The organism is Massilia sp. CFBP9012 (assembly GCF_034045115.1).
GTDB lineage: Bacteria > Pseudomonadota > Gammaproteobacteria > Burkholderiales > Burkholderiaceae_D > Telluria.
Genome location: NZ_JAXCWM010000014.1, coordinates 67,995 through 93,440 on the forward strand (window position 1 = coordinate 67,995; position 25,446 = coordinate 93,440).

Below are 25,446 nucleotides of genomic sequence, written 5' to 3' on the forward strand. Positions count from 1 at the left end.
GAAGAAAAATGCGCTGGCTGCACAGCAAGCGCCTGGAGCCAGCGATAACCCTTACCGCGCCTTCAACCCCGCCAGGAAGGTATCGATCACCTCCCCGCCCAGCGCCATCAGGTCGAACGATTCCAGGTCGAACAGCCAGTTGCGCAGCAGGCCGTCGAGCATGATCCACATGCATGTGGCGGCATTGTGCGGATCGATGCTGGCCGGCAGCTGGCCGTTCGCGCGCGCTTCGGCCAGATGCGCCTCCATGCGCGCGCGCCATTCGGCCACCGCTTCGCGCTTGCGCACGCGGGCCGAGTCGACTTCGTCGGTGAACTCGGTCTTGAGGGTGGCGATCTCGAACACCCGGCGCGCCTTCTCGTCGTTGACGACGATGTGCAACACCGCCATCAGCTCGTCGCGCAAGCGCTGCAGCGGGTCGGCGACCTTGCGCTCGCCCAGCTGCTGGATGGCGGTATCCATCGGCATCGTGGCGCGGTCCATCATCGCGCTGAACAGCGCGCCCTTGTCGACAAAATGCCAATAAATCGCACCGCGTGTTACACCCGCCGCTGTCGCGATATGCTGTAATGTCGTTCGTGAAACACCCTGCTTAGCGAACAAGATTTCTGCAGCATCAAGAATGCTGTCGCGGGTCGCCGCTGCTTCTTCCTTCGTCCTGCGAACCATTTCTTTTGAGTAACCCTCGAATTAATAGGTGCTTAAAACATTTTACATACAGTCGTGATAGTATATAAAATTATTTGCAAAAGCCAGCGTTGATCTCTCATCCCATGCATATGTTGTTGACTGGGGTGTGACATTGGCGCGAATTACTAACTAGAAGGATGCACACGTAATGCGCTCTGCCAACTCCTCATCCATGTCCCTCACCCGGGTCGCGGCGGCCACCATGGCTGCGGTGGTCCTGCTGTCCGCCTGCGGCAAGAAAGACGAATCGGCCAAGGCCGGCGCCCCCGCCGGCCAGCAGATGCCGGCGCCCGAAGTCGGCGTCGTCACCGCCGCCTTCCAGACCGTCGCGCTGCAGAGCGAACTGCCAGCACGCGTGGAACCGATCCGCACCGCCCAGGTTCGCGCCCGTGTCGACGGCGTGGTGCTCAAGCGCTCCTTCACCGAGGGCAGCATCGTCAAGCAGGGCCAGTCGCTGTTCACCATCGACCCGGCGCCTTACCAGGCTCAGCTCGCCGCAGCCCGCGCCGACGTCGCGCGCGCCGAAGCCAACCTGGTCGCGTCGCGCGCCATCGCCGAACGCTACAAGCCGCTGGTCGAGGCCAACGCTGTCAGTAAACAGGAATTCGACAACGCCGTCGCCGCCCAAAAGCAGGGTGAAGCCGAAGTCGCTGCCGCCCAGGCCCAGTTGAAAGTTGCGCAGATCAATGTTGGTTACACCAATGTAAACGCTCCCATCTCGGGCCGCATCGGCCGTGCGCTGGTGACCGAAGGCGCGCTGGTGTCGGCGACCCAGTCGACCGAGCTGGCGCTGATCCAGCAGACCGACAGCATGTACCTGAATATTACCCAGTCGGCCACCGAGCTGCAGCGCCTGAAGAAGCAAGGCGGTGGCGCCGACAACGTGCCGGTGACCGTGCTGCTGGAAGACGGCACCGAGCTGCCGACCCGCGGCCGCCTGCTGTTCTCGGACGTGACGGTCGACCAGGGCACCGGCCAGATCACGCTGCGCGCCACCGTGGACAACAAGAACAATGCCCTGCTGCCGGGCCAGTACGTGCGCGTGCGCGTGGCGCAGGCTTCGCTGCCGAACGGCATCCTGATTCCTCAGCAGGCGGTCACCCGCGGCGGCCAGAACGGCGACACCGTGACCGTCATCGGCGCCGACAACAAGCCGGTTCCGCGCCAGGTCAAGATCGCTTCGCAGCAGGACGCGAGCTGGGTCGTCACCGGCGGCCTGAAGGAAGGCGAAAAAGTGATGGTCGACGGCTTCCAGAAGCTGCAGATGATGCCACCGGGCACCGCGGTCAAGCCAGTGCAGTGGACGCCGGCAGGCGCCCAGCAGGCGCCGGCCCAGGCGGGCGCGACCACACCGGCCGACAGCAGCCGATAAGAACAAGGAATAGGACTTTCCAATGGCACGTTTTTTTATTGACCGCCCGATTTTTGCATGGGTGATCGCGCTATTCATCATGGTGCTCGGTGGCGTTGCCATCAAGCAGCTGCCGATCGCGCAATACCCGACCGTCGCGCCACCATCGATCGTCATCAACGTCGCCTATCCAGGCGCATCGGCGCAGACGCTTGAAGACTCCGTCATCTCGATCATCGAACGCGAGATGAACGGCGCCCAGGGCATGATTTACATGGAATCGACCAGCCAGGCCAATGGCACCGGCTCGATCACCGTCTCGTTCGAGACCGGCACCGACCCGAACCTGGCGCAAGTCGACGTCCAGAACCGCCTGTCACGCGCCACCCCGCGCCTGCCGCCGGCGGTCACTCAGCAAGGCGTGCGCGTCGACCAGGCGCGCTCGAACTTCCTGCTGTTTACGATCCTGTCGTCGGATGACCCGAATATCACCAGTATCGAGCTGGGCGACTACGCCTCGCGCAACGTGCTGCCGGAAATCCAGCGCATCACCGGCGTTGGCCAGGCCCAGCTGTTCGGCACCGAGAAGGCCATGCGCATCTGGATCGACCCGACCAAGCTGGTTGGCCTGAACCTGTCGCCGGCCGACGTCACCGCCGCGATCTCGCAGCAGAATGCCCAGGTGGCATCGGGCACCATCGGCGACCTGCCGATCGCCAAGGGCCAGCAGATCAGCGCCACCGTGGTCGTCACCGGCCAGCTGTCGAACGTCGAACAATTCGGCAACATCGTGCTGCGCGCGAATCCGGACGGCTCGACCGTGCGCCTGAAGGACGTGGCGCGCATCGAACTCGGCGGCCAGGCCTATGCCACCACGGCGCGCCTGAACGGCAATCCGTCGGCCGGTATCGGCGTGCAGCTGGCGCCGTCGGGCAACGCCCTGCAGACCGCCGAGCTGATCAAGGAACGCATGGCGGAACTGCAGAAGTTCTTCCCGAAAGGCATGAAGTACTCGATTCCTTACGACTCGACCACCTTCATCGATATTTCGATCGAACAAGTGGTGCATACCCTGATCGAAGCGATCGTGCTGGTGTTCCTGGTGATGTACCTGTTCCTGCAGAACATCCGCTACACCCTGATCCCCACCATCGTGGTGCCGATTGCACTGCTGGGCTCGTTCGCCTGCCTGCTGGCGCTGGGCTTCTCGATCAACGTGCTGACCATGTTCGGCATGGTGCTGGTGATCGGTATCGTGGTCGACGATGCCATCATCGTGGTGGAGAACGTCGAGCGCATCATGAGCGAGGAAGGCTTGCCGCCGCTGGAAGCTACCCGCAAGGCGATGGGCCAGATCTCGGGCGCCATCATCGGCGTGACCGTGGTGCTGATCGCCGTGTTCGTGCCGCTGGCCTTCTTCGCCGGCGCGGTCGGCAACATCTATCGCCAGTTCTCGGTGGTGATGGTGACCTCGATCGGCTTCTCCGCCTTCCTGGCGCTGACCCTGACCCCGGCGCTGTGTGCCCACCTGCTCAAGCCTATCGAAGCCGGCCACAACCACGAAAAGAAGGGTTTCTTCGGATGGTTCAACCGCAAGTTCACGACCGGCGCCAAGAAATATGAAGGCTTCGTCGGCGCCATCCTCAAGCGCGCCGGACGCTGGATGGTCGTGTTCGCGGTGCTGGTGGCCGTGGTCGCCCTGATGTTCACCCGTATGCCCAACGCCTTCCTGCCGAACGAAGACCAGGGTTACGTGATCGCCAACATCCAGTTGCCGCCGGGCGCCACTGCCGAGCGTACCGGCACCGTGCTGCGTTCGCTGGAAGAGTTCGTGATGAAGCAGCCCGAAACCGCCAACATCGTGGCCGTGACCGGCTTCTCGTTCTCGGGCCAGGGCCAGAACATGGGCCTGGCGTTCATCCCGATGAAGCCATGGGACGAGCGCAAGGGCGACGGCCAGGACGCGCAATCGTTCGCCGGCCGCATCACCGGCCACATGGGCGCGGTGCGCGACTCGTTCATCTTCGTGGTGAGCCCGCCGCCGATTCCCGAACTGGGCACCGGCACCGGCTTCTCGTTCCGCCTGCAGGATCGTGGCGGCAACGGCCACAACGCCCTGCTGGCAGCGCGTAACCAGATGCTGGGCATGGCGTCGCAGAGCAAAATTCTGACCGGCATGCGTCCAGAGGGGCTGGAAGACGCGCCGCAGCTCAAGCTGAACATCGACCGCGACAAGGCGCAAGCCCTGGGCGTGACCTTCGGCGCGATCAATGCGGCACTGTCGACCTCGCTGGGCTCGTCGTATGTAAACGACTTCCCGAACGCCGGCCGCCTGCAGCGCGTGATCGTGCAGGCCGATGCGCCACAGCGCATGCAGCCGGACGACCTGCTGCGCATCAATGCCCTGAATGCCCAGGGCGAACCGGTGCCGCTGTCGTCGTTCGCGACCACTGAATGGACCACGGGCCCGATGCAGACCAACCGCTACAACGGCTATCCGGCGATGAAGCTCACCGGCGAACCTGCTCCGGGTTACTCGAGCGGCGACGCGCTGGACGAGATGCAGCGCCTGGCGGGCCAGCTGCCGGCCGGCTTCACCTTCGAATGGACCGGCCAGTCGCGCGAAGAGATCCTGTCCGGCTCGACCGCGGGCATCCTGATCGCCTTCTCGCTGTTGGCGGTGTTCCTGGCCCTGGCCGCGCTGTATGAAAGCTGGTCGATACCGGTGTCCGTGATGCTGGTGGTGCCGCTGGGCGTGCTCGGCTCGCTGATCGCGGCCAATATGCGCGGCTTGCCGAACGACGTCTACTTCAAGGTGGGCCTGATCACCATCATCGGCCTGGCGGCGAAGAATGCGATTCTGATCGTCGAATTCGCCAAGGACCTGCAGGCCGAGGGCAAGACGCCGTACGAAGCGGCGCTGGAAGCGGCGCACCTGCGCTTCCGTCCGATCATCATGACCTCGCTGGCCTTCATCCTCGGCGTGCTGCCGCTGGTGATCGCGGGCGGCGCCGGCTCGGCATCGCAGCGTGCCATCGGTACCGGCGTGATGGGCGGCATGATTGCCGCAACCGTGCTGGGCGTGATCTTCGTGCCGGTCTTCTTCGTGGTGATCCGCACGCTCTTCAAGGGCAGCGACCGCCAGAGTAAGATGTACGCGACTCAACATCAGAAGCACGTAGAAGAAGGAAGCAAACCATGATCAAGCACATCAAACTCGTGACGCCGCTGGCGCTGGCGATGACGCTGGCCGGCTGCATCTCGCTGGCGCCGGACTATGAACGTCCGGCGGCCCCGGTGGCTGCCGCCTTCCCGGAAACCCCGAAGGCCGGCAGCGAGTCGACCAGCCCGGTGCTGGCCGCGGCGCCAAGCACGGTCGCCTGGCAGTCGTTCTTTGCCGATGCGCGCCTGCGCTCGCTGATCGACGCAGCGCTGGTGAACAACCGTGACCTGCGCGTGGCAATCGCCAACATCGAGCAGGCGCGCTCGCAATACCGCATCACCCGCGCCGACCGCCTGCCGACCGTGGGCCTGGGCATCAGCGGCAATCGCCAGACCGTGGGCGAAGACCAGCCGATCGAAAGCGTGTACCAGTCGGGCCTGTCGGTTTCGCAGTTCGAGCTCGACCTGTTCGGCCGCGTGCGTAACCTGTCGGATGCCGCGCTGGCGCAATACCTGGCCACCGAAGAGGCGCGCAAGACCACGCAGATCAGCCTGATCTCGTCGGTCGCCAGCGCCTGGCTGCAACTGCTGGCCGATGAAGAGCTGCTGCGCATCACGCAAGACACGCTCAACACCCGCCTGGAATCGGACAAGCTGTTCCAGCTGCGCTTCGAGAACGGCGTGGCGTCGCGCCTGGAGCTGCAGCAATCGCGCTCGCTGGTCGAGACGGCCCGCGCCACCCTGGCCCAGCAGCAACGCCTGCGGGCCCAGGACATCAATTTGCTGACGCTGCTGGTCGGCGGCCCGCTGCCGGCCGACGTCAGCGCCGGCGCCACCCTGGCCAAGACCGAGCTGCCGGACATCCCGGCCGGCCTGCCGTCGGACCTGCTGGCCAACCGTCCGGACATCCGTTCGGCCGAGCAGCAGCTGATCGCGGCCAACGCGAATATCGGCGCGGCGCGCGCGAACTTCTTTCCGCGCATCACGCTGACCGGCAGCGCCGGCAGCGCCAGCAACGAGCTGTCGGGCCTGTTCGACAGCGGCACCTGGGGCTGGACCTTTGCGCCACAGGCGATCCTGCCGATCTTCGACTACGGCCGCAACAGCGCCACCCTGGGCAGCGCCCGGGCCCAGCGCGATATCGCGGTGGCGCAGTACGAGCAATCGATCCAGACCGCGTTCCGCGAAGTGGCGGACGCGCTGGCCGGCCAGGCGACCTTCAGCGAACAACTGCGCGCGCAATCCGCGGTGACCGAGGCCGAAGCCGACCGCTTCAACCTGTCCGACCTGCGTTACCGCAGCGGCGCGGCCAGCCAGCTCGACCTGCTCGATGCACAGCGTTCGCTGTTCCAGTCGCAGCAGTTGTCGGTGCAGGCGAATCTGCTGAGGTTGCAGAATCAGGTGGTGCTGTATCGCGTGCTGGGTGGAGGTTGGACGGAGCCGGCGGCGCCGGCTGAAGGCGGCGCGCCGGTGGCGGCGCGCTAAGCCGCTGAAAATGTTGTTATACAGACCGGGCCCATGTGGCCCGGTTCTTTTTTCGGACAGCCATAGAGAAGAATACCGTTTGATCTGACGTCGTCACCGGACTCCGTCCCCGATCAATTGTGGACGAAGTTCGTCACCGTTGAGATCAGCGTGGCACCGCAACTGGTCTTGTGGCCGTCATAAGCGACGGCGAGACCGCCAATGGTGTGGTTTGCCTCTCCGTCAACAATAGTGACTGAACCATGTACGGGGCACGTACATGTATCACCAACGCACGCCACGGCAACACCGCCGACAGTGAAGTGGGTCGCGGCGACTTTGCTTACCTTCCCACCGTGGCTGGTGGGGTCGTTCAAGCGAATCACGTTAGGCATCGTTTTCTTTCATATCATTGTCGGCCTGTGGAATGCCAGCACTTTTTGTATCGACCGAGAATGCAGATGGAGGGGCATATTCCATCAACTTCCACTCGACCGCCGCTATTTGATGCGTATTGCCGATCAGCGTGTTCCATAAACTCGCACCGCCATCTGCCAACACAGGTGGCAACTTGTCGCCTGCCTTGAAGAGTCGGCGCCGTTCACCCTCAATTTTCCGTTTTTCCAGGCATTCCCACCAACCGGACTGAGGACAGATGTCTTCCGATTTCTTCACACTTCCCAACGGTAACTTCGAAGCCTGTTTGAATTCGGCTGCATCACTTGGCTGACGTAGGCGGATAGTGGGCAATATTCGGTCCCACAGCGCCAAGGCCTCTGCATCGGTAATGCTCGGCTTAATCTTAGCTTTAGCGTTACCTTTCACACCAGAGTCCAATTGAATATCAAGCATCGGGTGAGATGCGTTATCGACCTCTCCCAAGCTGAAGAAACGAAATTCGTGAGCATTCGTATCATCTTTATATGCCGGTCTTCGTGTCAAAATTTCTTCACCGGCCCAGGCTCCTAACTGCCGCTGACTCTCGCGCAGAACTTTAATTCGAGAGAAAAAACCACCAAACCCATGAGCCTCCGCACGGATCCTTGCAGCCTCACGTGATTCTTTGAGTCCCCCGCCCTCCATCAAATAATCCTGATTCTTCCTCGCATCAATTGAGATATGAACATCTGGAAAATCGTGAAATCTCAAACCAATCGAAATTTTTTCGAAAGTTGGATCGATAGAAATAAACCCTGAATCCAAACAAATTCCCGGCGCAACTGGAATTTCTCCCTCAGCACGGCTACGCAAGCTATTTGCAACAGTATTTATAAATGGAATTTCATTGTTTTCAGGAAACGCTTTGGAGTCATAAATAAACAGATCATTGCCAACGGGGATGTAAGAGTGAATTTTATAACTTATGGAATTAGCAATTCCGAAAACCGTTTTCTGACCGGGCACAACACCATCTATAACCTTACCAACAAGAGGGAAATTGCTTAGAGAATAATCTGGAATTAGCTTTTGCTCCCTCTCAATCTCAGACAATCGAGCGGCTAGCATTTCCGGTATTTTTTCTGAGTCATCTCGATAAAATTTAATATCTCCATTGACCGTAGCGTCCCCGTACACTAGAGTTACCCGCTCTGGAATTTCCATTACAAATCTTCCAAAGCAAACTATTTTCGTCTTTTCAAACATCTTCTCAAATTTTTGGCTACGAGCTTCCATTGGCTCTCCTACGATGGCCATTTTTGAATAAAAAACATGGATGACAACTGCAACCATTAACGAAAAAGCAGCTACTATAAACTTCCTCAATGAAATCCATTTCATGGCCTAGACCATTTCATGGTGGAAATTATTTTAAATAGAACGTAAATTGTCGATGCAAGCACTATCGGGTCACTGTAGCTTGCCTGATGTTCATATCCAACTTGTCTAAACAGCCCTTTGAACTTGCCGCTGCGAAGTTGTGCATCTGCAGAGTGCAATGGGACAGTCTGATCTCCAGGCTCAGCCGCCTCACGCATATTAAGGCTATAAGGGGATGTAACACGATCGCCTTTTTCAAATCGTGACTCAATTACTTGGAGACTTCCTTTTCGATTGTCAGAGATTGTTTTCAGCAACTCCGGCTCTCGCAATTCTCCGTTACCACTGACTTCCCAGACAATTTTATGCCAAGCTCTTCTATTTATATCAGCCCCGTAGTGAGCATAGCTCTGTATATGATAAATACCATTGATTTTCTCATGGAACTTTCTAGCTTCATCTAGAAGCTTGGATGCTCTTAGAATTCCTCCATCCTTCGCTCCTGCTGGATTTATCCATTGTTCACGCAGCAGTGAGTACCACTTCCCGCGAACCTTCTATATTTCTTCATAGGGGCATTTCTCTGGCTGCAACAAGGCATGCGACGCCATTGCCCCACCCGCATATCCCGATCGCCGCTTTCACCCTGGAAGAACTTGGCTTCGTACTCCTTGCGCTGCATGCGCAGCACCCCAAGGCTCCGATAATCGTCGGCGTTGTCTCCAGCATGCGGGGAATCGATCAGGTACTCGTCGAGACTGGCCGCGAACTGGTTGCCCATCGCTCCCTGATCGGCCAGACTCGCTTCCTGACTACTCATGGACCATGTCTGGGCATAATCCCAGCTGTGGCGATTGACACGCCCAGCCGTCAGCTTACGTACCGCATGCCAGGACGTAATGCTGTCGCGTTGCTCGGTTCCGTGATCACGGTGGTAGCGCGCCGCACCGGCCGGATTCTGCTCCAGCGCGTTCGGGTTATCGAAAAGAACCAGCGTATGGACCGGGACATCGCTGCTCCCCCGTTCATTCGACGCGCCCGCCTTGATGAACCATGCGATACCTCGACGCTTCCAGAGGCGCCGCAAGAAAGCGGCATTGGATTCGTTGTACTGCATCGTGAACTCGCGAGGCGGGTACTGCTTCAACCCACCCGACTCGACACGAAATGCGGCCGCCGCGATTGGATTGGCCAGGCGCCACTCGCGCAAGATAGTCTCGGTGATGTCGATCTCGTTGCGATTGCGGAAGACCCGTGTATTACAGGTTTGCTCCAGCAGCGAAAAAGCGTCCCGAACCATCAACTGATAAGTTGCAAGCCCCCCATCGCTCTGGCCTTCGCTTACGCCACCGATAATCCCGCATACGGTACGAAGTTTGCCCGAGTCGGTTACGAACTGAAGTTCTACCGGATTGGCGATAAAGCGCTTGAGCTCCATCCCCGCCTGAAGTGAAACGCAGTGCAGCGCATATTCAATCCCCCCACAGATCGTCTCCACGCCGCTGACGTATTTCACCAGCAGCAGATCGTCGACGATACCGCTTGGGGTGGACAGACGCAGCCGTATGGCGCGGTTCATGTCGGTCAAACTGCTGACACCCGCTGCAAACTTATCGATGATCACGGTATCCACCTCATGAATGAACAGTTCGCTAGTGCCAATGAGCAAAGCCGATCATAGCCATGCCAAATCACGATGAGGTTGACAGGGCGCAACTGCGCCACGGGGCACCGTAGTTGCCTGACACCGATTGCAAATGAGAACAATAATCGATATCATTTGCGATTTACACTGACCATTCTTGCCGCAAGGCCTTTGCTCTCCCGGCGAACACCAGGCAGCGCGAAGCGACCCGCCATGTCTACCATCCAACTTCTGTACAAGGACAATCACGGCTGGCTATGCCGCTGGTTGCGTCAGCGGCTCGACAGTGCCGATGACGCGGTGGATCTCGCGCACGACACCTTCCTGCGCCTGCTGCGCCGGCCGGACGAAGTCCCCGGCATCGTCGAGCCGCGCGCCTTCCTGGCCACCATCGCGCGCGGACTGCTCAATGACCACTGGCGGCGCCGCACGCTCGAGCAGGCATGGCTGGAAACGCTCGCCGCCCTTCCCGAGGATGTCGCCTTCTCGCCCGAACAGCTCGTCTCCATGCAGCAGGAACTGCAGCAGCTGGACGCCATGCTGGGCCAGTTGGCGCCGAAGGCGCGCGAAGTGTTCGTGCTCTCGCAGCTCGAGGGTCTGACCTACGTGCAGATCGCCGCCCGCACCGGGCTGAGCGACCGCACCGTCAAGCGCTATATGGCACAGGGCTTCGAGCTGTGCCTGAACGCGATGTGCTGAACCACCGTGCCCGGGCCTGACCTCACCGCGCCGCTCGATCCCGACGTCGTCAAGGAAGCGGCGAACTGGCTGGTGCGCCTGCATTCCGGCGCGGCCGGCGAAGCAGACCACCAGGCTTTCGCGCGCTGGCGCCAGGCCAGGCCCGAACACGAACAGGCCTGGCAGCGCGCCGAACGGCTGAGCCGCAAATTCGGCGCGGTGGCCCCAGCGCTGGGCGTGCCCGTCCTCACGCGCCAACCGCGTGGCAATCGGCGCGCCATCCTCAAGACCGTGGCGACGCTGGGCGTCGCGCTGCCGGCAGGCTGGTTCGGCTACCGGGCGGCGCGCGACGAAGCGGACGGCGTCTACCGCGCCGGCGTCGGAGAACACCGACCCGTGGTGCTGGCCGACCGCAGCGTGGTGCGGCTCAACACGGCCACCGATGTCGCGGTGCGCTATTCGGAGAGCGCGCGCCTGGTCCAACTCGAACGTGGCGAAATCTATATCGAGACCGCCCGCGACACGCCCGGCCAGGCGCGGCCCTTCATGGTCGATACCGCCCACGGTCGCCTGCGCGCCCTCGGCACCCGCTTCACCGTGCGTGCGCTCGATGGCGATGGCGGCCGCACACTGTTGAACGTGCTGGAACACCGGGTCGAAGTCGTCCTGCGCGACAGCGGCGCACGCAGGATCGTGGAGGCCGGCGACAGCGTACGCTTCTCGGCCAGTACGTTCGAGGACTTCGAACCCGCCCGCCTGCCCTCGTCCGCCGCCCCGGCCTGGACCAGGGGCATGCTGGAAGCCGACGCCATGCGGCTCGACGCCTTCCTGCAGGAGCTGTCGCGCTTTCGCCCGGGGATCATCCGCTGCGCGCCGGAGGTGGCGAAGCTGCGTGTCTCGGGCGTGTTCCGGATCATTGATACCGACCATGTCCTGGACGTCATCGGCCAGACCCTGCCGGTATGCATCGTCCGGCGCACCGCCTATTGGGTCACGGTGACGTCGCAGGCCGGCTGAAAAATTTTTGCATTCTCCTGTCCCTTTTTGGTCGCCCGTTCGGCTACTACGCCGTCAAGCAAACGAAAGGAATCGAATTGGAGTCGCCGCACACCCCTGCCGCCCAGGCACGCCGCACCAGGACGGCCCTGGCCCATGTCACCCTGCCGGCGCTCATCTCCTGTATGACGCTGGGTGTAGCCGCGCATGCACCCGCGGCCCATGCGCAAGCCGCCACGCCCGACGTGCGGCACTACCGGATCGCCGCCGGTCCCCTGGCGCAGGCCTTGTCCAGCTTCGCTCGCGAAGCCGGGGTCACAGTCGCCTTTCGTCCAGAGGACATGGCCGGCCTGGCCAGCCCGGGCCTGGACGGACGCTACACGGTTGCCGACGGCCTCGCGGCCCTGCTGGCCGGCACCGGCGCGCAGGCCGCGCCGCAGCCCGGCGAGGGCTTCGTCATCGGGCGTCGGCTGGCGCCATCGAAGGCGGACGCCGCGCCAAGCGACATCGGCATGCTGGAGACCATCACGGTGGTCGGCGACTGGCTGGGTACGGGACTGGAAAACAGCGTGCAGGCGTTTGGCGGCGCGCGAACGCTGGTGCGGCGCGAACAGATCGTCGACAGCGGCGCCTCGACGATCTCCGACGTCTTGCGCGGCATTCCCGGCGTGCAAATCAGCGGCAGCACCAGCAACACCGGCAGCTCGGTCGGCCTGCATATCGGCATCCGCGGCCTGAACCCGCGCAACTCCTTCCGCTCGACCATGCTGATCGACGGGATCCCGCTGGCCATGGCGCCGTATGGCCAGCCGAACCTGGTGCTGGCGCCGACGAGTCTCGGCAACCTCAATTCGATCGACGTCGTGCGCGGCGGCGGCGCGGTGCGCTACGGCCCGCAGAACGTCGGCGGGATCATCAACTTCAAGACCCGTCCGGTGCCCAGCCAGGGCGGCCTGACGGCGGATGCTTCGGCGCGCTACAACAGCTATGAACGTGGCGGCTCGAACCGCCAGGTTTCGGCCTACCTCGGCACCGAACTCGATAACGGTTTTGGCGTCGCCCTGCTCTATTCCGGCATGGAGGGCGAGCATTGGCGTGCTGGCAGCGACGACCGCTACAACGACATCGCGCTGAAGTGGCGCCAGAAGCTCGGCCCATCGTCCGAGGTCTACGGCAAGATCGCGCACTACGACGTCAAGTCGATGACGCCGGGCGGCCTCACGCCAGTCCAGTACGCGCGCGATCCGTTCCAGAACACCCATCCCACCGACTACTGGAAGGGCGAGCGCGACCAGGTCGACGTCGGCTATGTGAATGCCATCTCGGCCACCCGCGAATTCGAAGTGCGCGCCTACGCCTACGACAGCGCGCGCGAAAGCTCGCTGGCCAATGCCGCCCAGGGCCGTATCGAATACCAGCCGCGCGACAACGAGGTGCGCGGATTCGAGCCGCGCTACACGCAGCGCCTGGCGTGGGGGCCGGCCACCCACGACGTCACGGTCGGCTACCGCTACATTCGCGAAACGGGCCAGGACCGGCGCATTCCGACGATCGCCGCCACCGGCCAGCAGGTCGGCGCCATCCAGGTGTTCGAGAACGGCACACGCGCGCACGCCGTCTACATCGACGACCGCATCGCCTACGGCAAGTGGCGGATCACACCGGGCGTGCGCTACGAAAAGATCGAGAGCGACCGCAACCCGAGCGGCACGGCCGACGACACACCCTTCCACGTGCGGAACAGCCGCGCGCTGCCGTCCATGAACGTTTCGTGGCTGCCGAGCGAGCGCCTGACCCTGTACACGGCCTATAGCACCTCGTTCGGCGCCGTGCAGTACACGCAGCTGAACTCGATGTCCGAGACCAATCCGCTCGACCCGGAAGTCGCAAAGACGTGGGAGGCCGGCGTGCGCTATGCAGGCCAGCAGCTGCGCTCCGAATTGACCCTGTTCGACCTGCGCTTCGACAACCAGATCCTGTCGATCCCCGGCACCAATCCGGCCGTGTTCCGCAACCTGGGCGCGACCACCCACGACGGCGTCGAGCTCGCGCTCGACTACGACTTCGACAAGGCCGGGCCGCTCGCCGGCCTGAACCTGTACGCCAACTATACCTATGTGCGCGCGCTCCAGGAGTCGGGCGAGTTCGAAGGCCGCGACGTGCCCTTCTACTCACGCCAGGCCGGCTCGCTCGGCGCACGCTATACGGTGAACGCATGGGCCTTCGGCCTGTCGGCCACGGCGCAGGGCAAGCACTACACCGACACCGCCAATACGGTGCCCGAGACGGCCAACGCGGCGCTCGGCCGGGTGGCGGGCTTCGGCGTAGTCAATGCGCAGTTGAGCTACAAGATGGCGGGCAAGAAGGGGCCCGACTTCCAGCTGGGGATTAATAACCTGGCCGACCGCCGCTACTACACGCGCAATACCGATACCAACGGCGGCCGCATGGTCGGCGCACCGCGCATGCTCTACGTCCAGCTGCGGCTGGCGTACTGATGACGGCATCGTTGCGCGGCCTCTGGCTCAAGTGCCACCGTTGGACCGCGCTCGGGCTGGGATGGCTGCTGATCGTCTCCGGGCTGACCGGCTCGCTGCTGGTCGTGGCGCGGCCGCTGGACCGTTTGCTGCATCCGGCCTGGTTCGTGGCCGCGCAGCAGCCGGCGGCGCAGGCGCTCTCGCTGGAAGCGCTGCGCGCGCGCCTGGCGACGGAGTTCGGTCCAAAGGCCGCCTTCTCCTTCCGTCCGCCGCGCGACGCCGGCGCCACGCTGGAGGTGCTGGTGCGCGGCGAATGGCGCGGCTCGCTCTATCTGCATCCGGCCACCGGCGCCGAACAGGGCCGGCGCGGAGAGCATGAAAGCACGGTGTCGCTGCTGCACGGCCTGCACAGCGCCCTGTGGCTGGAGCAGACCGGCAAGGCCATCCTGGCGCTGGCCGCGTTTGTCTACCTCCTGCTGGCGGTGTCCGGCATCGTGCTGTGGTGGCCGCGCCGGTGGCCGCCCTCGCTGCGGATCGAACTGGGCAAAGGATTCACGCGCGCCTCCTTCGACCTGCATCGCATCGGCGGCGTCGTGTTCGCGCTGGTCCTGGGGGTGAGCATCGCGACCGGCGCCTATCTTGCCTGGCGGCCGATCGGCGGCTGGATCAGCCGGCTCGCGGGCGCCCCCGTCGTCGCGGCCCCGAAGCTGCCCGCCGGTGACGGACCGGCGGCATCGCTCGACGCACTGGCCGCCGCCGCGCAAGCGGCCTTCCCGGATGGCCGCATCGGCCTGTTCCTGTACACGCCACACCTGGACCGTCCGCTAGCCGTGCGCATGCACGTGCCCGACGATCCACATCCCAACGGACGTTCGGTCGTCTGGCTCGACCCGCGCAGCAGCCAGGTGCTGGCGCGCCACCGCTGGGACACGCTCGATCCCGGCACGCGCATGAATTCCATCGTCTATCCGCTGCACACGGGGAAACTGGGCGGCGTCGCGGGCGAGGCGGCGGTGGCCTTGCTCGGCCTGGTGTTGGGCGCGCTCGGCGGCACCGGCCTGGTGCTGTGGTGGCAGCGCCGCCGGGCGCGCCTGGGCGCCGGTCGCCGCAAGCCGGCGCAGCCCGTCTTGTCCAAGTTGTAACGCGGAATTGCCGGTGCGCCGGCGCGTATCTGCGGCGATTTGGATACACTGGGTTCACCGACTGCTGCCAATGCGCCCCGCGGCGCAGTGTGACGCCATGCGCAATTTTTTCAACTCGCACTGGAAAGTCATCCTCGCCATCCTGCTGGCCATCGTGCTGGCGATGGTGACCATGGACACGAGTTCGAGCGTGCCGCCGCTGGCGGTGCGCATGCAGGCGCATACGCAGGCGCTGGCCGCGGTCGCGCCGGGCACGCCGAATTACACACGACAGGGCGCCCTGCGCCACGTCGAAACTTCGCTGCGACGTTACGGTTATTCCCCGCGTGTCCGGCAAGGCGGCGATGCTGCGCATCCGGGCCGCAGCATCGAGGTCACGGTGTCCAGGCTGGCGCCCGGCGAACGTCCCAGCCGCACCTTCATCGTCGGCGCCCACCTCGGCCACGACGCCGCCGCGGGCGCTGCCGGCGCCGCCGCCGTGCTCGAACTGGCGCGCGCGGCCAGGGCGCTGCATCCCGCTTACGGCACCGAGATCCGCTTTGTCTTTTTCGTGAACGATGAGCTTTCCGCAAGCGCGGAGCGACGCGCCAGCACCGGGCGCCGCGATGGCGGCAACTTCATGGCTTTCATTGGGACGCGTGAATCGTCGGCGCAGGTGCGCCAGGCATTGGCCGCCTTGCGCAGCGATCCGATGCTGGCCCACCAGGGGCTGGCGGCGCCGGCCCACGTGATGGGGCTCACCCTGTCGGGGCATGGCAGCGGGCCACAAGACGGGCCTGCGCTGGTGATCACCGATACCGGCTTCCTGCGCTTCCCCTATTTCCACGCCCAGGCGCCGCCCGGCCAGGTGCAAGGCCAGAACCAGGACCGCAACGACTACGACGGCATGGCGCGCATCGTCAGCGGCTTGTCGCTCACCCTCGGCGCGCTGGCCGGCGCGGTCGAAACGTAGGCGTTATTCGACCAGGAACATCTCCTGCAGGTCGTTCAGGAAGCGCTGCCCCAGCTCGGTGGGCTTGATCAGCTTGTGGTCGCGGTAGATCAGCCCCTTCGCCTCGGCCTCGTTGAGCGCCTTGGTGATCGCACTGATATTCATGCCGGTGCGCTCGCCGAACAGGTTCGGATCGAAGCCGCCGGTCAGGCGCAGCGCGTTGAGCATGAATTCGAAGCCCATGTCGGCGCGGCCGATCTCGTGCTCTTCCTGCACCGGGTTGCCGCGCTTGGCGGCCTCGATGAAGGACGCCGGCTGCTTGAAGCGCGCCTGGCGCAGCACGCGGTGCGGGAACGAAAGCTTCGAGTGGGCGCCGGCGCCGATGCCGAGGTAGTCGCCGAACTTCCAGTAGTTCAGGTTGTGGCGCGCGCGCCGGCCGGGCTGGGCATACGCCGACACCTCGTAGTGCTCGTAGCCGCTCGCACCGGTCACCTCGGCGATCATGTCCTGCATGTCGGCGGAGAGGTCGTCGTCGGGCAGCGCCGGCGGATACTTGGCGAATACCGTGTTCGGTTCCATCGTCAGGTGGTACAGCGACAGGTGCGGCGGCGCGAACGACAGCGCCGTCTCCAGGTCGCGGCGTGCCTCTGCCAATGTCTGCGACGGCAGCGCATACATCAGGTCGAGGTTGAAGTTTTCGAAAGTGTTCTTCGCGATCTCGACCGCGCGCAGCGCCTCGTCACCATCATGGATGCGGCCCAGCGCCTTCAGGTGCGCCGGGTTGAAGCTCTGGATGCCGATCGACAGCCGGTTGATGCCGCTCTCGCGGTAGCTCTTGAAACGCTCGGCCTCGAAGGTGCCGGGATTGGCTTCCATCGTGATCTCGGCGTCCAGTTCCAGCGGCAGCAGGGTGCGCAGGTCGGACATCAGGCGGTCCAGGCCGGCGGCCGACATCAGGCTCGGCGTGCCGCCGCCGATGAAGACGGTGTGGATCTTGCGGCCCCAGATCAGCGGCAGCGACTGCTCCAGGTCGAGGCGCAACGCGTCCAGGTAGGCCTGCTCGGGCAGTTCGCCCTTCGCCTCGTGCGAATTGAAATCGCAGTACGGGCATTTGCGCACGCACCAGGGCCAGTGGACGTACAGCGACAGCGGCGGCAAGGCGGAGAGGTTGAGCGCACCCGGCTGCAGGTATTGCAGCGCGGCGCTGGCCGGCGAACGCGGTTCGCTCGGCCCGGGGGCGGCGACTTTAATCGGAATCATGTCAGGCGGACTTCAGTTTCTCGACCAGCGCGCGCAGCGCCTGGCCGCGGTGGGACAGTGCGTTCTTTTCATCCGGCGCCAGTTCGGCGGTCGTCTTGCCGAGCGACGGAATCAGGAAGTGCGGATCGTAGCCGAAGCCGTTCTCGCCGCGCGGGCTGGCGATGATCTCACCATTCCAGCGACCATCGGCGATCACCGGCTGCGGATCGTCCGGATGGCGCACGTAGACCAGCACACAATAGTAATAGGCCGATTTATCGGCTAGCCCCGCCAGATCGCTGACGAGCTTCTGGTTGTTGCGGGCGTCCGATTTCGGTTCCCCGGCAAAGCGGGCCGAATACACGCCCGGCGCGCCGCCGAGCGCATTCACGCACACGCCCGAATCGTCGGCCAGCGCCGGCAGGCCGGTCAGGCGCGACGCGTGGCGCGCCTTGGCCAGCGCGTTCTCGACGAAGGTGCCGAACGGCTCTTCCGCCTCCGGCACGTCGAATTCGCCCTGCGGATGCAGCTCGAAACCGATGGGACCGAGCAGCTGCGCGAACTCCTTCAGCTTGCCGGCGTTGTTGGAAGCGAGGATCAGGCGTTGGGTCATGGTTATGCGGATTGGATTGAATGAGCCGGCTATTTTACCGGCTTCACGAAACGGCGGGGTCAGGTCTGACATTCGGACACAGCCTCAGCAATAATCGCTTTTACGGCTGAGATCGTGTCTGATTGTCAGACCTGACCCCGATGTGTAGCTGCAGGGCCTGCTTCTGCAGGTGGATCAGGTCGGCGATGCCGTGCTGCGCGAGGTCCAGCAGGCGGTTCATGCCGGCGCGGTCGAATGCCGCGCCCTCGGCCGTGCCCTGCACTTCGATGAAGTGGCCCGTTTCGGTCATCACCACGTTCATGTCGGTATCGCAATCCGAATCTTCCGGATAGTCGAGGTCGAGCACCGGCTCGCCGCGATACACGCCCACCGAGACGGCGGCCACGAAATGGCGCACCGGGATCGCCGGGATCAGGCCGGCCGCTACCAGTTTGGCGAAGGCGTCATGGGCCGCCACCATGGCGCCAGTGATGCTTGCCGTGCGGGTGCCGCCGTCGGCCTGGATCACGTCGCAATCGAGGTGCAGGGTGCGCTCGCCGAGGGCTTCCAGGTCGAAGGCGGCGCGCAGCGAGCGGCCGATCAGGCGCTGGATTTCCTGGGTGCGGCCGCTCTGCTTGCCGCGCGCGGCTTCGCGGTCCATGCGGCTGTGGGTCGAGCGCGGCAGCATGCCGTATTCGGCGGTCAGCCAGCCCTGGCCCTTCCCCTTCAGGAAGCCCGGCACCTTCTCTTCGATGCTTGCGGTGCAGATCACCTTGGTGTCGCCGAACTCGATCAGTACCGAGCCTTCGGCGTGACGCGTGTAGTTGCGGGTGATGGCGACGGGACGCAGCTGGTCGACCGCGCGGCCGCTGGGGCGCTGTTCAAATGTCATGGTAGTGCTTTCTTATTTGATGACTTGGGATGACTTCTCGATCGCCGCACGGATCTCGGCGATCGCTTTCTCGATATCGTCGTCGCCGAAGGCGTCCGCGCCGCCAGGAGCCGCATCGGCCTCGACGATGATCGACCTGACCATATCCTCACCCAGCAACTGGGTCGAGATCACATTGGGCAGGCCCGCATGCGCGGTGTCGGCGCCCTGCCAGGCGATGGCCAGCGCGGTCGTGTTGTCGGCCTGGGCGCCGCCGACGGCGGCCGCCATCTGCACCATCTCGGGCACGGCCTGCACCACGCTGCCGGTTGCCAGGCGGTGCACGATCTCGGCCTCGGGCAGCATCGACCACAGGCCGTCGGAGCACAGCAACAGCACGTCGCCCGGCTGCAGGCTGACCTGGTGCGACAGCTCGATCTTGGGCGCGCTCGAGGCGCCCAGGCAGTTGTACAGCTTGTTGCGGTCGGGGTGGGTCGCGCGCTCGCTCGGATCGGCGCGGCCGCGGTCGACCAGGTATTCGAAATGCGAATGGTCGCGCGTGCGCGCCAGCACCTGGTTGCGCCGCACCCAGTACAGGCGCGAGTCGCCGGCATGGGCCCATACCGCGCAGTTGTGCTGCACCAGGCAGGCCACGACGGTCGTGCGCGGCATCTCGGGCAGGCCGTGGGTGGCGGCATGGGCCTGGATATCGTGATGGGCCTGCAGCAGCGCTTCTTCCAGGAAGCGCTCGGGCCGCTTGACGTAGGGACGCGCCTGCGTGCGGAACATCATCGACACCGTCTGCAGCGCGATGGTCGCGGCGATCTCGCCGTTCATGTGGCCGCCCATGCCGTCGGCCAGCAGGAGCAGCAGCGAGTCGCGCGTGAAGCAGTAGCCCATGCGGTCCTGGTTGACCTTGCGGCCGCCGATATGGCTTTGCTGGTAGACGGAAAATTGCATGATTACCCCTGGCCGCGCCCGAATGCGCCGAGACGGTCGACAAGCGCGCGCCAGCCGCCTCGCGCCTCGCCTTGCTGCGCCGATGCCTTCATCGATGCCGATGCGGACGCCGCCGCGAGCGGCTTCGCCGGTGCGGCCTGCAACGCTTTCTGGATTGCGAACACGCTCTGCGGACGCGCGAGCGGATCGAGCGCCAGGCAGGCTTGCACGAGGTCGATCAGCTCGGGCGAATAGCGGCCCACCAGTTTATCGAGCTGCTCGAGCAGCTTGTCGCCGGCGCGGCGCGCATCGACCGACTGCGGGGTCGAACAGCTCATGCAGGCCAGCATGGCGGCGCCGAGGCTGTAGATATCGGTCCACGGTCCGAGACTGGCGCCGCGCGTGGACAATTCGGGCGCAGCGAAACTCGGCGTGTACATCGGCGCCAGCATCGGCGCATCGCTGTGCAGGGTCTGGCGCGCGGCGCCGAAGTCGAGCAGCAAGGGTGAGCCATCGGTGCGCAGATAGATGTTGGCGGGCTTGAGGTCGAGGTGCAGCAGCTTGTTGGCGTGCACCTCACGCAGGCCGGCGCAGACGCCCGTAAATACCTGGCGCACGAACTGCTCGCCAGGGCGGCTGCCTTTGGCGGCGGCGCGCGCGATGTGCTCTTGCAGCGAGTGGCCGGATTCGTAGGCCATCACCATATACACGGTGTCGTGGGCGCGGAAAAAGTTCAGCACGCGCACCACGTTCGGGTGCACGATGCGCGCCAGCGCCCTGCCCTCTTCGAAGAAACACTTGAGGCCGATGCGGAACACGGCCAGGTGCGGCTTGGCGACGACGGGCACCAGTTCGCCCGGCTGGCGCAGCGCGAGCGCGCTCGGTAAATACTCCTTGATGGCGACCGCATTGCCTTCGCTGTCATAGGCAAGGTAAACAATACTGAACCCACCGGACGCAATTTTCTTTACAATGCGGTATCCGGCAATGTCCAGCCCATCGGGCAGGGGAGCGTTATTCTGTGCAGCCATCCAAGTGGGTTTCCTTGCTAAACAGGGCGATTGTGTGGATAAATGTCGGCTTTGTAAAGAATAAAAACCGGGGATCCCATTGAGCATTTCAAGCATGACAGGTTATGCGGTCGCCACCAGCGAAGGCGCTGCCGGAACCCTCACGATCGAAATCAAGAGCGTCAACTCGCGCTTCCTCGATCTGCAGTTCCGCATCAATGACGAACTGCGCGCGCTGGAACCCGACCTGCGTTCGGCGATCATGGCCGCGATCACGCGCGGCAAGGTCGAGGTGCGGCTGTCGTTCGGCCGCAAGGTCAGCGGCGGCTCCTCGGCGCTGAACCAGGAACTGCTGGCCGACCTCGCCCGCCTGCAGGGCGAAGTGACCCGTCACTTTGCCCAGGCAACCCCGATGACGGTGGCCGAACTGCTGCGCTGGCCCGGCGTCATCGAAGAATCGACCATCGGCCAGGAGTCATTGCAGGCCGACGTGGCCGCCCTCACCGCCACCACCATCGCCGCTTTCGTCGACAGCCGCAGGCGCGAAGGCGCGGCGCTCGAAACGATGCTGCAATCGCGCATCGAGTCGATGGAAGCGATCGTCAAGCGCATCACGCCGCTGATCCCGCAAGTCATTTCGCAATTCCAGCACAAGGCCATCGAGCGCATGCAGGATGCATTGGGCCTGGCCGGCCACGGCAATCCATCGACGCTCACGCGCCAGGAAGTGCTGGAGCGGATCCGGCAAGAAGTGACGCTGTACGGCATCCGTATCGACGTCTCCGAAGAGCTGTCGCGCCTGTCGGCCCACCTGAACGAAACCCGCCACATCCTGAAAAAAGGCGGCCAGGTCGGCAAGCGCCTCGACTTCATGATGCAGGAACTGAACCGCGAAGCGAACACGCTGGGCGCCAAGGCCTCGGTCAAGGAACTGGCGGACGCGTCGATGGAACTGAAGCTGCTCATCGAGCAGATGCGGGAGCAGGTGCAGAATCTGGAGTGATCCGCTGACGTTGTTCAGCACGCACATTTATTTTTTTTGCCAGCCCCAAAACGTCGTTCCCGCGCAGGCGGGAACCTAAGTTTGCAAGCGTTATCGAGACGCCAAAAACTTGGGTTCCCGCCTTCGCGGGAAGTTATTTTTTGCAGTGCAAAAAATAACGTAGTTATGCTAGCGTGATTGTCATTATTATCGCGGCACGCACTCGCGATAAAACGTATTAACAAAGGAACCACCATGCTCCCACAAGCCTTCTCCGGCAGCCTGTTCATCGTCGCCGCCCCGTCCGGCGCCGGCAAGTCGAGCCTGGTCAACGCCCTGCTGGCGCAGGAACCGGGCATCAAGCTGTCGATCTCGACCACGACCCGCAAGCCGCGGACGGGCGAATTGGATGGCGAGCACTATCACTTCACCAGCGCCGAGGATTTCGTCACCCGCGCCGAACGCGGCGAATTTCTGGAATGGGCCGAGGTGCACGGCAATTACTATGGCACGAGCCGCCTGACCGTCGAACAAGAGATGAAAAACGGCACCGACATCCTGCTCGAGATCGACTGGCAGGGCGCGCGCCAGGTAAAGAAATTGTTCCCGGACGCGGCCGGCATTTTCATCCTGCCTCCGTCGATCGAGGCGCTGGAAGAACGCCTGCACAAGCGTGGCACCGACGAGCCGCACATCATCACGCGCCGCCTGCTGGCGGCTGGCGGCGAGATGGCTCACGCTCCGGAGTTCGAATATGCTATCATCAACGAAGAGTTTAACGTCGCCCTGGCCGAACTGCAGGCGATTGTCAAAGCGACACGTTGCCGATTCGCCCAACAAGCTGCCCGCAACGCTACGCTGTTTGCCCAACTGGGAATCCACGCGCATCAACCTCAATCCTGATCAGCGCGCCATTTAGGCGCGCTTTCACTGTTGTCGTTGCCCTCGCGTTTTGAATTTATTGCACATTAGGAGCACACATGGCCCGCATCACCATCGAAGACTGCCTCAAGAACATCCCTAACCGCTTCCAGCTGACCCTGTCCGCCACCTACCGTGCTCGTCAGTTGTTGCAAGGCCACACCCCGAAGGTCGAAGCCAAGGACAAGCCGACCGTTGTCGCCCTGCGCGAGATCGCCGCCGGCAAGGTCGGCATCGAAATGCTGAAAAAAGTGCCGATGTAATTCCCTTCGGGGTTGCCTGAATTAGCGTCATCCCGTCTTCTGTTATTCTGTACCTACTACGGCTTGACGACTAACGTAATGAACCTGTTTCCTCCAGATTCGACCAATTCACGCAACCCCGTTGCTCCACGCGAGCGGCGCGCCGACAATCGTCCGCCGGACTTTGCCGAGCCGGTCGCGCCCGGTGTGGCCTCGGTCACGCAGCTGATCGCGAAGCTGTCCGAATACCTCACGCCCGCCGAACTCAAGAAGGTCAAGGAAGCCTACCGCTTCTCCGACGAGATGCACCTGGGCCAGGTCCGCAAGTCGGGCGAGCCCTATATCTCCCATCCGATCGCCGTCGCCGAGATTTGCGCCGAGTGGAAACTCGATGCGCAAGCCATCATGGCCGCCCTGCTGCACGACGTGATCGAAGACCAGGACGTCAAGAAGGACGAGCTGATCGAGCGCTTCGGCGCCCAGGTCGCCAACCTCGTCGACGGCCTGTCCAAGCTCGAGAAGATCGAGTTCCAGAGCCAGCTCGAAGCGCAGGCGGAAAATTTCCGCAAGATGCTGCTGGCGATGGCGTCCGATGTGCGCGTGATCCTGATCAAGCTGGCCGACCGCCTGCACAATATGCGCACGCTGGGCGTCATGGTGCCGGCCAAGAAGCGCCGCATCGCCGGCGAGACGATGGAAGTGTATGTGCCCATCGCCCACCGCCTCGGCCTGAACAATATCTATCGCGAGCTGCAAGACCTCTCGTTCTCGCACCTGTATCCGCTGCGCTACCAGACGCTGTCGAAGGCGATCAAGGCCGCGCGCGGCAACCGCCGCGAAGTGGTCAAGAAAATCCTCGAGGCGGTCAAGAACCAGCTGGCCTCGAGCGGACTGCAGTTTGAAGTCGACGGCCGCGAAAAAACGCTGTACGGCATCTATAAAAAAATGCGCAACAAGCACCTGTCGTTCTCGCAGGTGCTGGACGTGTATGGCTTCCGCGTCGTCGTCGACAGCGTGCCCAATTGTTATGTGGCGCTCGGCACCCTGCACGCCCTGTACAAGCCGATGCCCGGCAAGTTCAAGGACTACATCGCGATCGGCAAGATCAACGGCTACCAGTCGCTGCACACCACCCTGATCGGCCCCTACGGCACCCCGGTCGAATTCCAGATCCGCACGCAAGAGATGCACCGCACCGCCGAAAGCGGCGTGGCGGCGCACTGGCTGTACAAGACGGGCGACTCCAACATCACCGACCTGCAGCACCGCACCCATGCCTGGCTGCAGTCGCTGCTCGACATCCAGCAGCAGACCGGCGACTCGGCCGAGTTCCTCGAACACGTGAAAGTGGACCTGTTCCCGGATTCGGTCTATGTGTTCACGCCCAAGTCGAAGATCATCGCCCTGCCGCGCGGCGCCACGGCGCTGGACTTCGCCTACTCGATCCACACCGGCATCGGCGACCACACGGTGGGCGTCAAGATCAACAACGAAGACCAGCCGCTGCGCACCGAGCTGCACAACGGCGACATCGTCGAGATCATCACCAAGCCGGAGTCGCGTCCGAGCCCGACCTGGCTCACGTTCGTCCGCACCGGCAAGGCGCGCTCGGCGATCCGCCACCACCTGCGTGCGATCGACGTCAACGAATCGGTCGAGCTGGGCCAGGAACTGCTGGCCCAGGCGCTGGCAGTGCGCAATATCAAGCCAGAACTGTCGGACGCCGTCATCGAGCGCCTGCTGGCCGAGACCTCGGCCAAGTCGCTGGAAGAAATGTATGCCGACATCGGCATCGGCAAGCGCATGCCGGCCCTGGTGGCGCGCCACATCTTCGGTCTGATGGAGGGCGACCCCGAACTGCTGCCCTCGAACAAACCGATCCCCAGCAGCGAGATCGCGCCAGTCACGATCTACGGCAGCGAAGGCGTGGCGGTGCAGCTGGCGCCGTGCTGCCTGCCGATCCCGGGCGACCAGATCACTGGCCAGCTGCGGCGCGACCAGGCGCTGGTGGTCCACACCTGCGACTGCCTGCCGGCCAAGCGCGTCCGCGCCAAGGAACCCGACCGCTGGATCGCGGTGCAATGGGGCGACGAGCTCAACCGCCGCTTCGACTGTCGCATCCGCCTGTTGATCAACAACGAAAAAGGCATTCTCGCCCGCGTGGCCGCCGAGATCGGCGAGTCGGACGCCAACATCACCTATGTCGGCATGGACGAGGATGACGAGCACAGCATGACGCAATTGCGCTTCACGATCCAGATCAAGGACCGGGTGCATCTGGCGCAGCTGATCCGTAATCTGCGCCGGGTGGCGGGGGTCAATCGGGTGGAGCGGGAGCGGTCTTAACGACCGGCCA

The 25,446-nt window shown here is 63.4% G+C and carries 21 protein-coding genes and 1 pseudogene; 12 read left to right on the forward strand and 10 right to left on the reverse strand.

Going from position 1 to position 25,446, the window contains the following annotated elements:
- Window positions 1–51: 51 nt before the first annotated feature.
- Window positions 52–462, reverse strand: coding sequence for a TetR family transcriptional regulator C-terminal domain-containing protein (locus tag SOM61_RS21500; RefSeq protein ID WP_320476057.1), 411 nt, complete (start codon window positions 460–462; stop codon window positions 52–54).
- 33 nt (window positions 463–495) lie between these two features.
- Window positions 496–669: pseudogene (locus SOM61_RS21505) on the reverse strand (TetR family transcriptional regulator); the annotation flags it as partial.
- A 169-nt stretch (window positions 670–838) separates the two neighbouring features.
- On the opposite strand from SOM61_RS21505, the gene SOM61_RS21510 reads away from it, so the two are divergent.
- From SOM61_RS21510 to SOM61_RS21520, 3 genes are read left to right on the forward strand one after another with little or no spacing between them, the layout of a single operon-like run.
- Window positions 839–2,062 (forward strand): efflux RND transporter periplasmic adaptor subunit, encoded by a 1,224-nt coding sequence (locus tag SOM61_RS21510; RefSeq protein WP_320475971.1) that lies wholly within the window; start codon window positions 839–841, stop codon window positions 2,060–2,062.
- Between the two features lie 22 nt (window positions 2,063–2,084).
- A complete protein-coding gene (locus SOM61_RS21515) occupies window positions 2,085–5,243 on the forward strand; it encodes an efflux RND transporter permease subunit (RefSeq protein WP_320475972.1) in 3,159 nt (1,052 codons plus the stop codon).
- On the forward strand, window positions 5,240–6,688 hold the full coding sequence (locus SOM61_RS21520) for an efflux transporter outer membrane subunit (RefSeq protein ID WP_320475973.1): 1,449 nt from the start codon (window positions 5,240–5,242) through the stop codon (window positions 6,686–6,688). The genes SOM61_RS21515 and SOM61_RS21520 overlap by 4 nt, the downstream gene beginning before the upstream one ends.
- 113 nt (window positions 6,689–6,801) lie before the next feature.
- On the opposite strand, the gene SOM61_RS21525 is transcribed toward SOM61_RS21520, so the two are convergent.
- The 3 genes from SOM61_RS21525 to SOM61_RS21535 form a co-directional block, all read right to left on the reverse strand.
- On the reverse strand, window positions 6,802–7,062 hold the full coding sequence (locus SOM61_RS21525; protein WP_320475974.1) for a PAAR domain-containing protein: 261 nt from the start codon (window positions 7,060–7,062) through the stop codon (window positions 6,802–6,804).
- Window positions 7,055–8,446 carry a T6SS immunity protein Tli4 family protein gene (locus tag SOM61_RS21530; RefSeq protein ID WP_320475975.1) on the reverse strand — a complete coding sequence of 464 codons (1,392 nt, stop codon included), beginning with the start codon at window positions 8,444–8,446 and terminating at the stop codon, window positions 7,055–7,057. Before SOM61_RS21530 ends, SOM61_RS21525 begins: the two co-directional genes overlap by 8 nt.
- A 490-nt stretch (window positions 8,447–8,936) precedes the next feature.
- Complete coding sequence (locus SOM61_RS21535; protein WP_320475976.1) at window positions 8,937–10,049, reverse strand: type VI secretion system Vgr family protein; 1,113 nt, start codon at window positions 10,047–10,049, stop codon at window positions 8,937–8,939.
- A gap of 234 nt (window positions 10,050–10,283) precedes the next feature.
- Here SOM61_RS21535 and SOM61_RS21540 point away from each other — a divergent pair, with 234 nt between their 5' ends.
- The 5 genes from SOM61_RS21540 (at window position 10,284) to SOM61_RS21560 (ending at window position 16,315) form a co-directional block, all read left to right on the forward strand.
- Complete coding sequence (locus SOM61_RS21540; protein WP_320475977.1) at window positions 10,284–10,769, forward strand: sigma-70 family RNA polymerase sigma factor; 486 nt, start codon at window positions 10,284–10,286, stop codon at window positions 10,767–10,769.
- 6 nt (window positions 10,770–10,775) lie between these two features.
- On the forward strand, window positions 10,776–11,765 hold the full coding sequence (locus SOM61_RS21545; RefSeq protein ID WP_320475978.1) for a FecR domain-containing protein: 990 nt from the start codon (window positions 10,776–10,778) through the stop codon (window positions 11,763–11,765).
- Window positions 11,766–11,842: 77 nt separating this feature from the next.
- Window positions 11,843–14,242, forward strand: coding sequence for a TonB-dependent siderophore receptor (locus SOM61_RS21550; RefSeq protein ID WP_320475979.1), 2,400 nt, complete (start codon window positions 11,843–11,845; stop codon window positions 14,240–14,242).
- A complete protein-coding gene (locus tag SOM61_RS21555) occupies window positions 14,242–15,363 on the forward strand; it encodes a PepSY-associated TM helix domain-containing protein (RefSeq protein ID WP_320475980.1) in 1,122 nt (373 codons plus the stop codon). The genes SOM61_RS21550 and SOM61_RS21555 overlap by 1 nt, the downstream gene beginning before the upstream one ends.
- Window positions 15,364–15,460: 97 nt before the next feature.
- Window positions 15,461–16,315 (forward strand): zinc-binding metallopeptidase family protein, encoded by an 855-nt coding sequence (locus SOM61_RS21560; RefSeq protein WP_320475981.1) that lies wholly within the window; start codon window positions 15,461–15,463, stop codon window positions 16,313–16,315.
- A 3-nt stretch (window positions 16,316–16,318) separates the two neighbouring features.
- Here the strand turns inward: SOM61_RS21560 and hemW are convergent, their stop codons facing one another.
- From hemW to SOM61_RS21585, 5 genes are all read right to left on the reverse strand, one after another.
- Window positions 16,319–17,554: a radical SAM family heme chaperone HemW gene (gene hemW / locus SOM61_RS21565; protein ID WP_320475982.1), complete on the reverse strand. Its 1,236-nt coding sequence runs from the start codon at window positions 17,552–17,554 to the stop codon at window positions 16,319–16,321.
- Between the two features lies 1 nt (window position 17,555).
- Window positions 17,556–18,146, reverse strand: coding sequence for an RdgB/HAM1 family non-canonical purine NTP pyrophosphatase (gene rdgB / locus SOM61_RS21570; protein ID WP_320475983.1), 591 nt, complete (start codon window positions 18,144–18,146; stop codon window positions 17,556–17,558).
- A 100-nt stretch (window positions 18,147–18,246) separates the two neighbouring features.
- The gene (gene rph / locus SOM61_RS21575) at window positions 18,247–19,017 is read right to left on the reverse strand and encodes a ribonuclease PH (RefSeq protein WP_320475984.1); all 771 of its coding nucleotides are present in this window, start codon (window positions 19,015–19,017) and stop codon (window positions 18,247–18,249) included.
- A 12-nt stretch (window positions 19,018–19,029) separates the two neighbouring features.
- Window positions 19,030–19,956, reverse strand: coding sequence for a PP2C family protein-serine/threonine phosphatase (locus SOM61_RS21580; RefSeq protein WP_320475985.1), 927 nt, complete (start codon window positions 19,954–19,956; stop codon window positions 19,030–19,032).
- A gap of 2 nt (window positions 19,957–19,958) precedes the next feature.
- Window positions 19,959–20,966, reverse strand: a complete 1,008-nt coding sequence (locus SOM61_RS21585) for a serine/threonine protein kinase (RefSeq protein WP_320475986.1) — start codon at window positions 20,964–20,966, stop codon at window positions 19,959–19,961.
- A 94-nt stretch (window positions 20,967–21,060) separates the two neighbouring features.
- On the opposite strand from SOM61_RS21585, the gene SOM61_RS21590 reads away from it, so the two are divergent.
- The 4 genes from SOM61_RS21590 (at window position 21,061) to SOM61_RS21605 (ending at window position 25,436) form a co-directional block, all read left to right on the forward strand.
- Complete coding sequence (locus SOM61_RS21590; RefSeq protein ID WP_320475987.1) at window positions 21,061–21,948, forward strand: YicC/YloC family endoribonuclease; 888 nt, start codon at window positions 21,061–21,063, stop codon at window positions 21,946–21,948.
- A gap of 234 nt (window positions 21,949–22,182) precedes the next feature.
- Window positions 22,183–22,830 carry a guanylate kinase gene (gene gmk / locus SOM61_RS21595; protein WP_320475988.1) on the forward strand — a complete coding sequence of 216 codons (648 nt, stop codon included), beginning with the start codon at window positions 22,183–22,185 and terminating at the stop codon, window positions 22,828–22,830.
- Window positions 22,831–22,907: 77 nt separating this feature from the next.
- On the forward strand, window positions 22,908–23,111 hold the full coding sequence (rpoZ, locus tag SOM61_RS21600; RefSeq protein ID WP_123069763.1) for a DNA-directed RNA polymerase subunit omega: 204 nt from the start codon (window positions 22,908–22,910) through the stop codon (window positions 23,109–23,111).
- A gap of 78 nt (window positions 23,112–23,189) precedes the next feature.
- Window positions 23,190–25,436 (forward strand): RelA/SpoT family protein, encoded by a 2,247-nt coding sequence (locus SOM61_RS21605; RefSeq protein ID WP_320475989.1) that lies wholly within the window; start codon window positions 23,190–23,192, stop codon window positions 25,434–25,436.
- Window positions 25,437–25,446 lie beyond the last annotated feature (10 nt).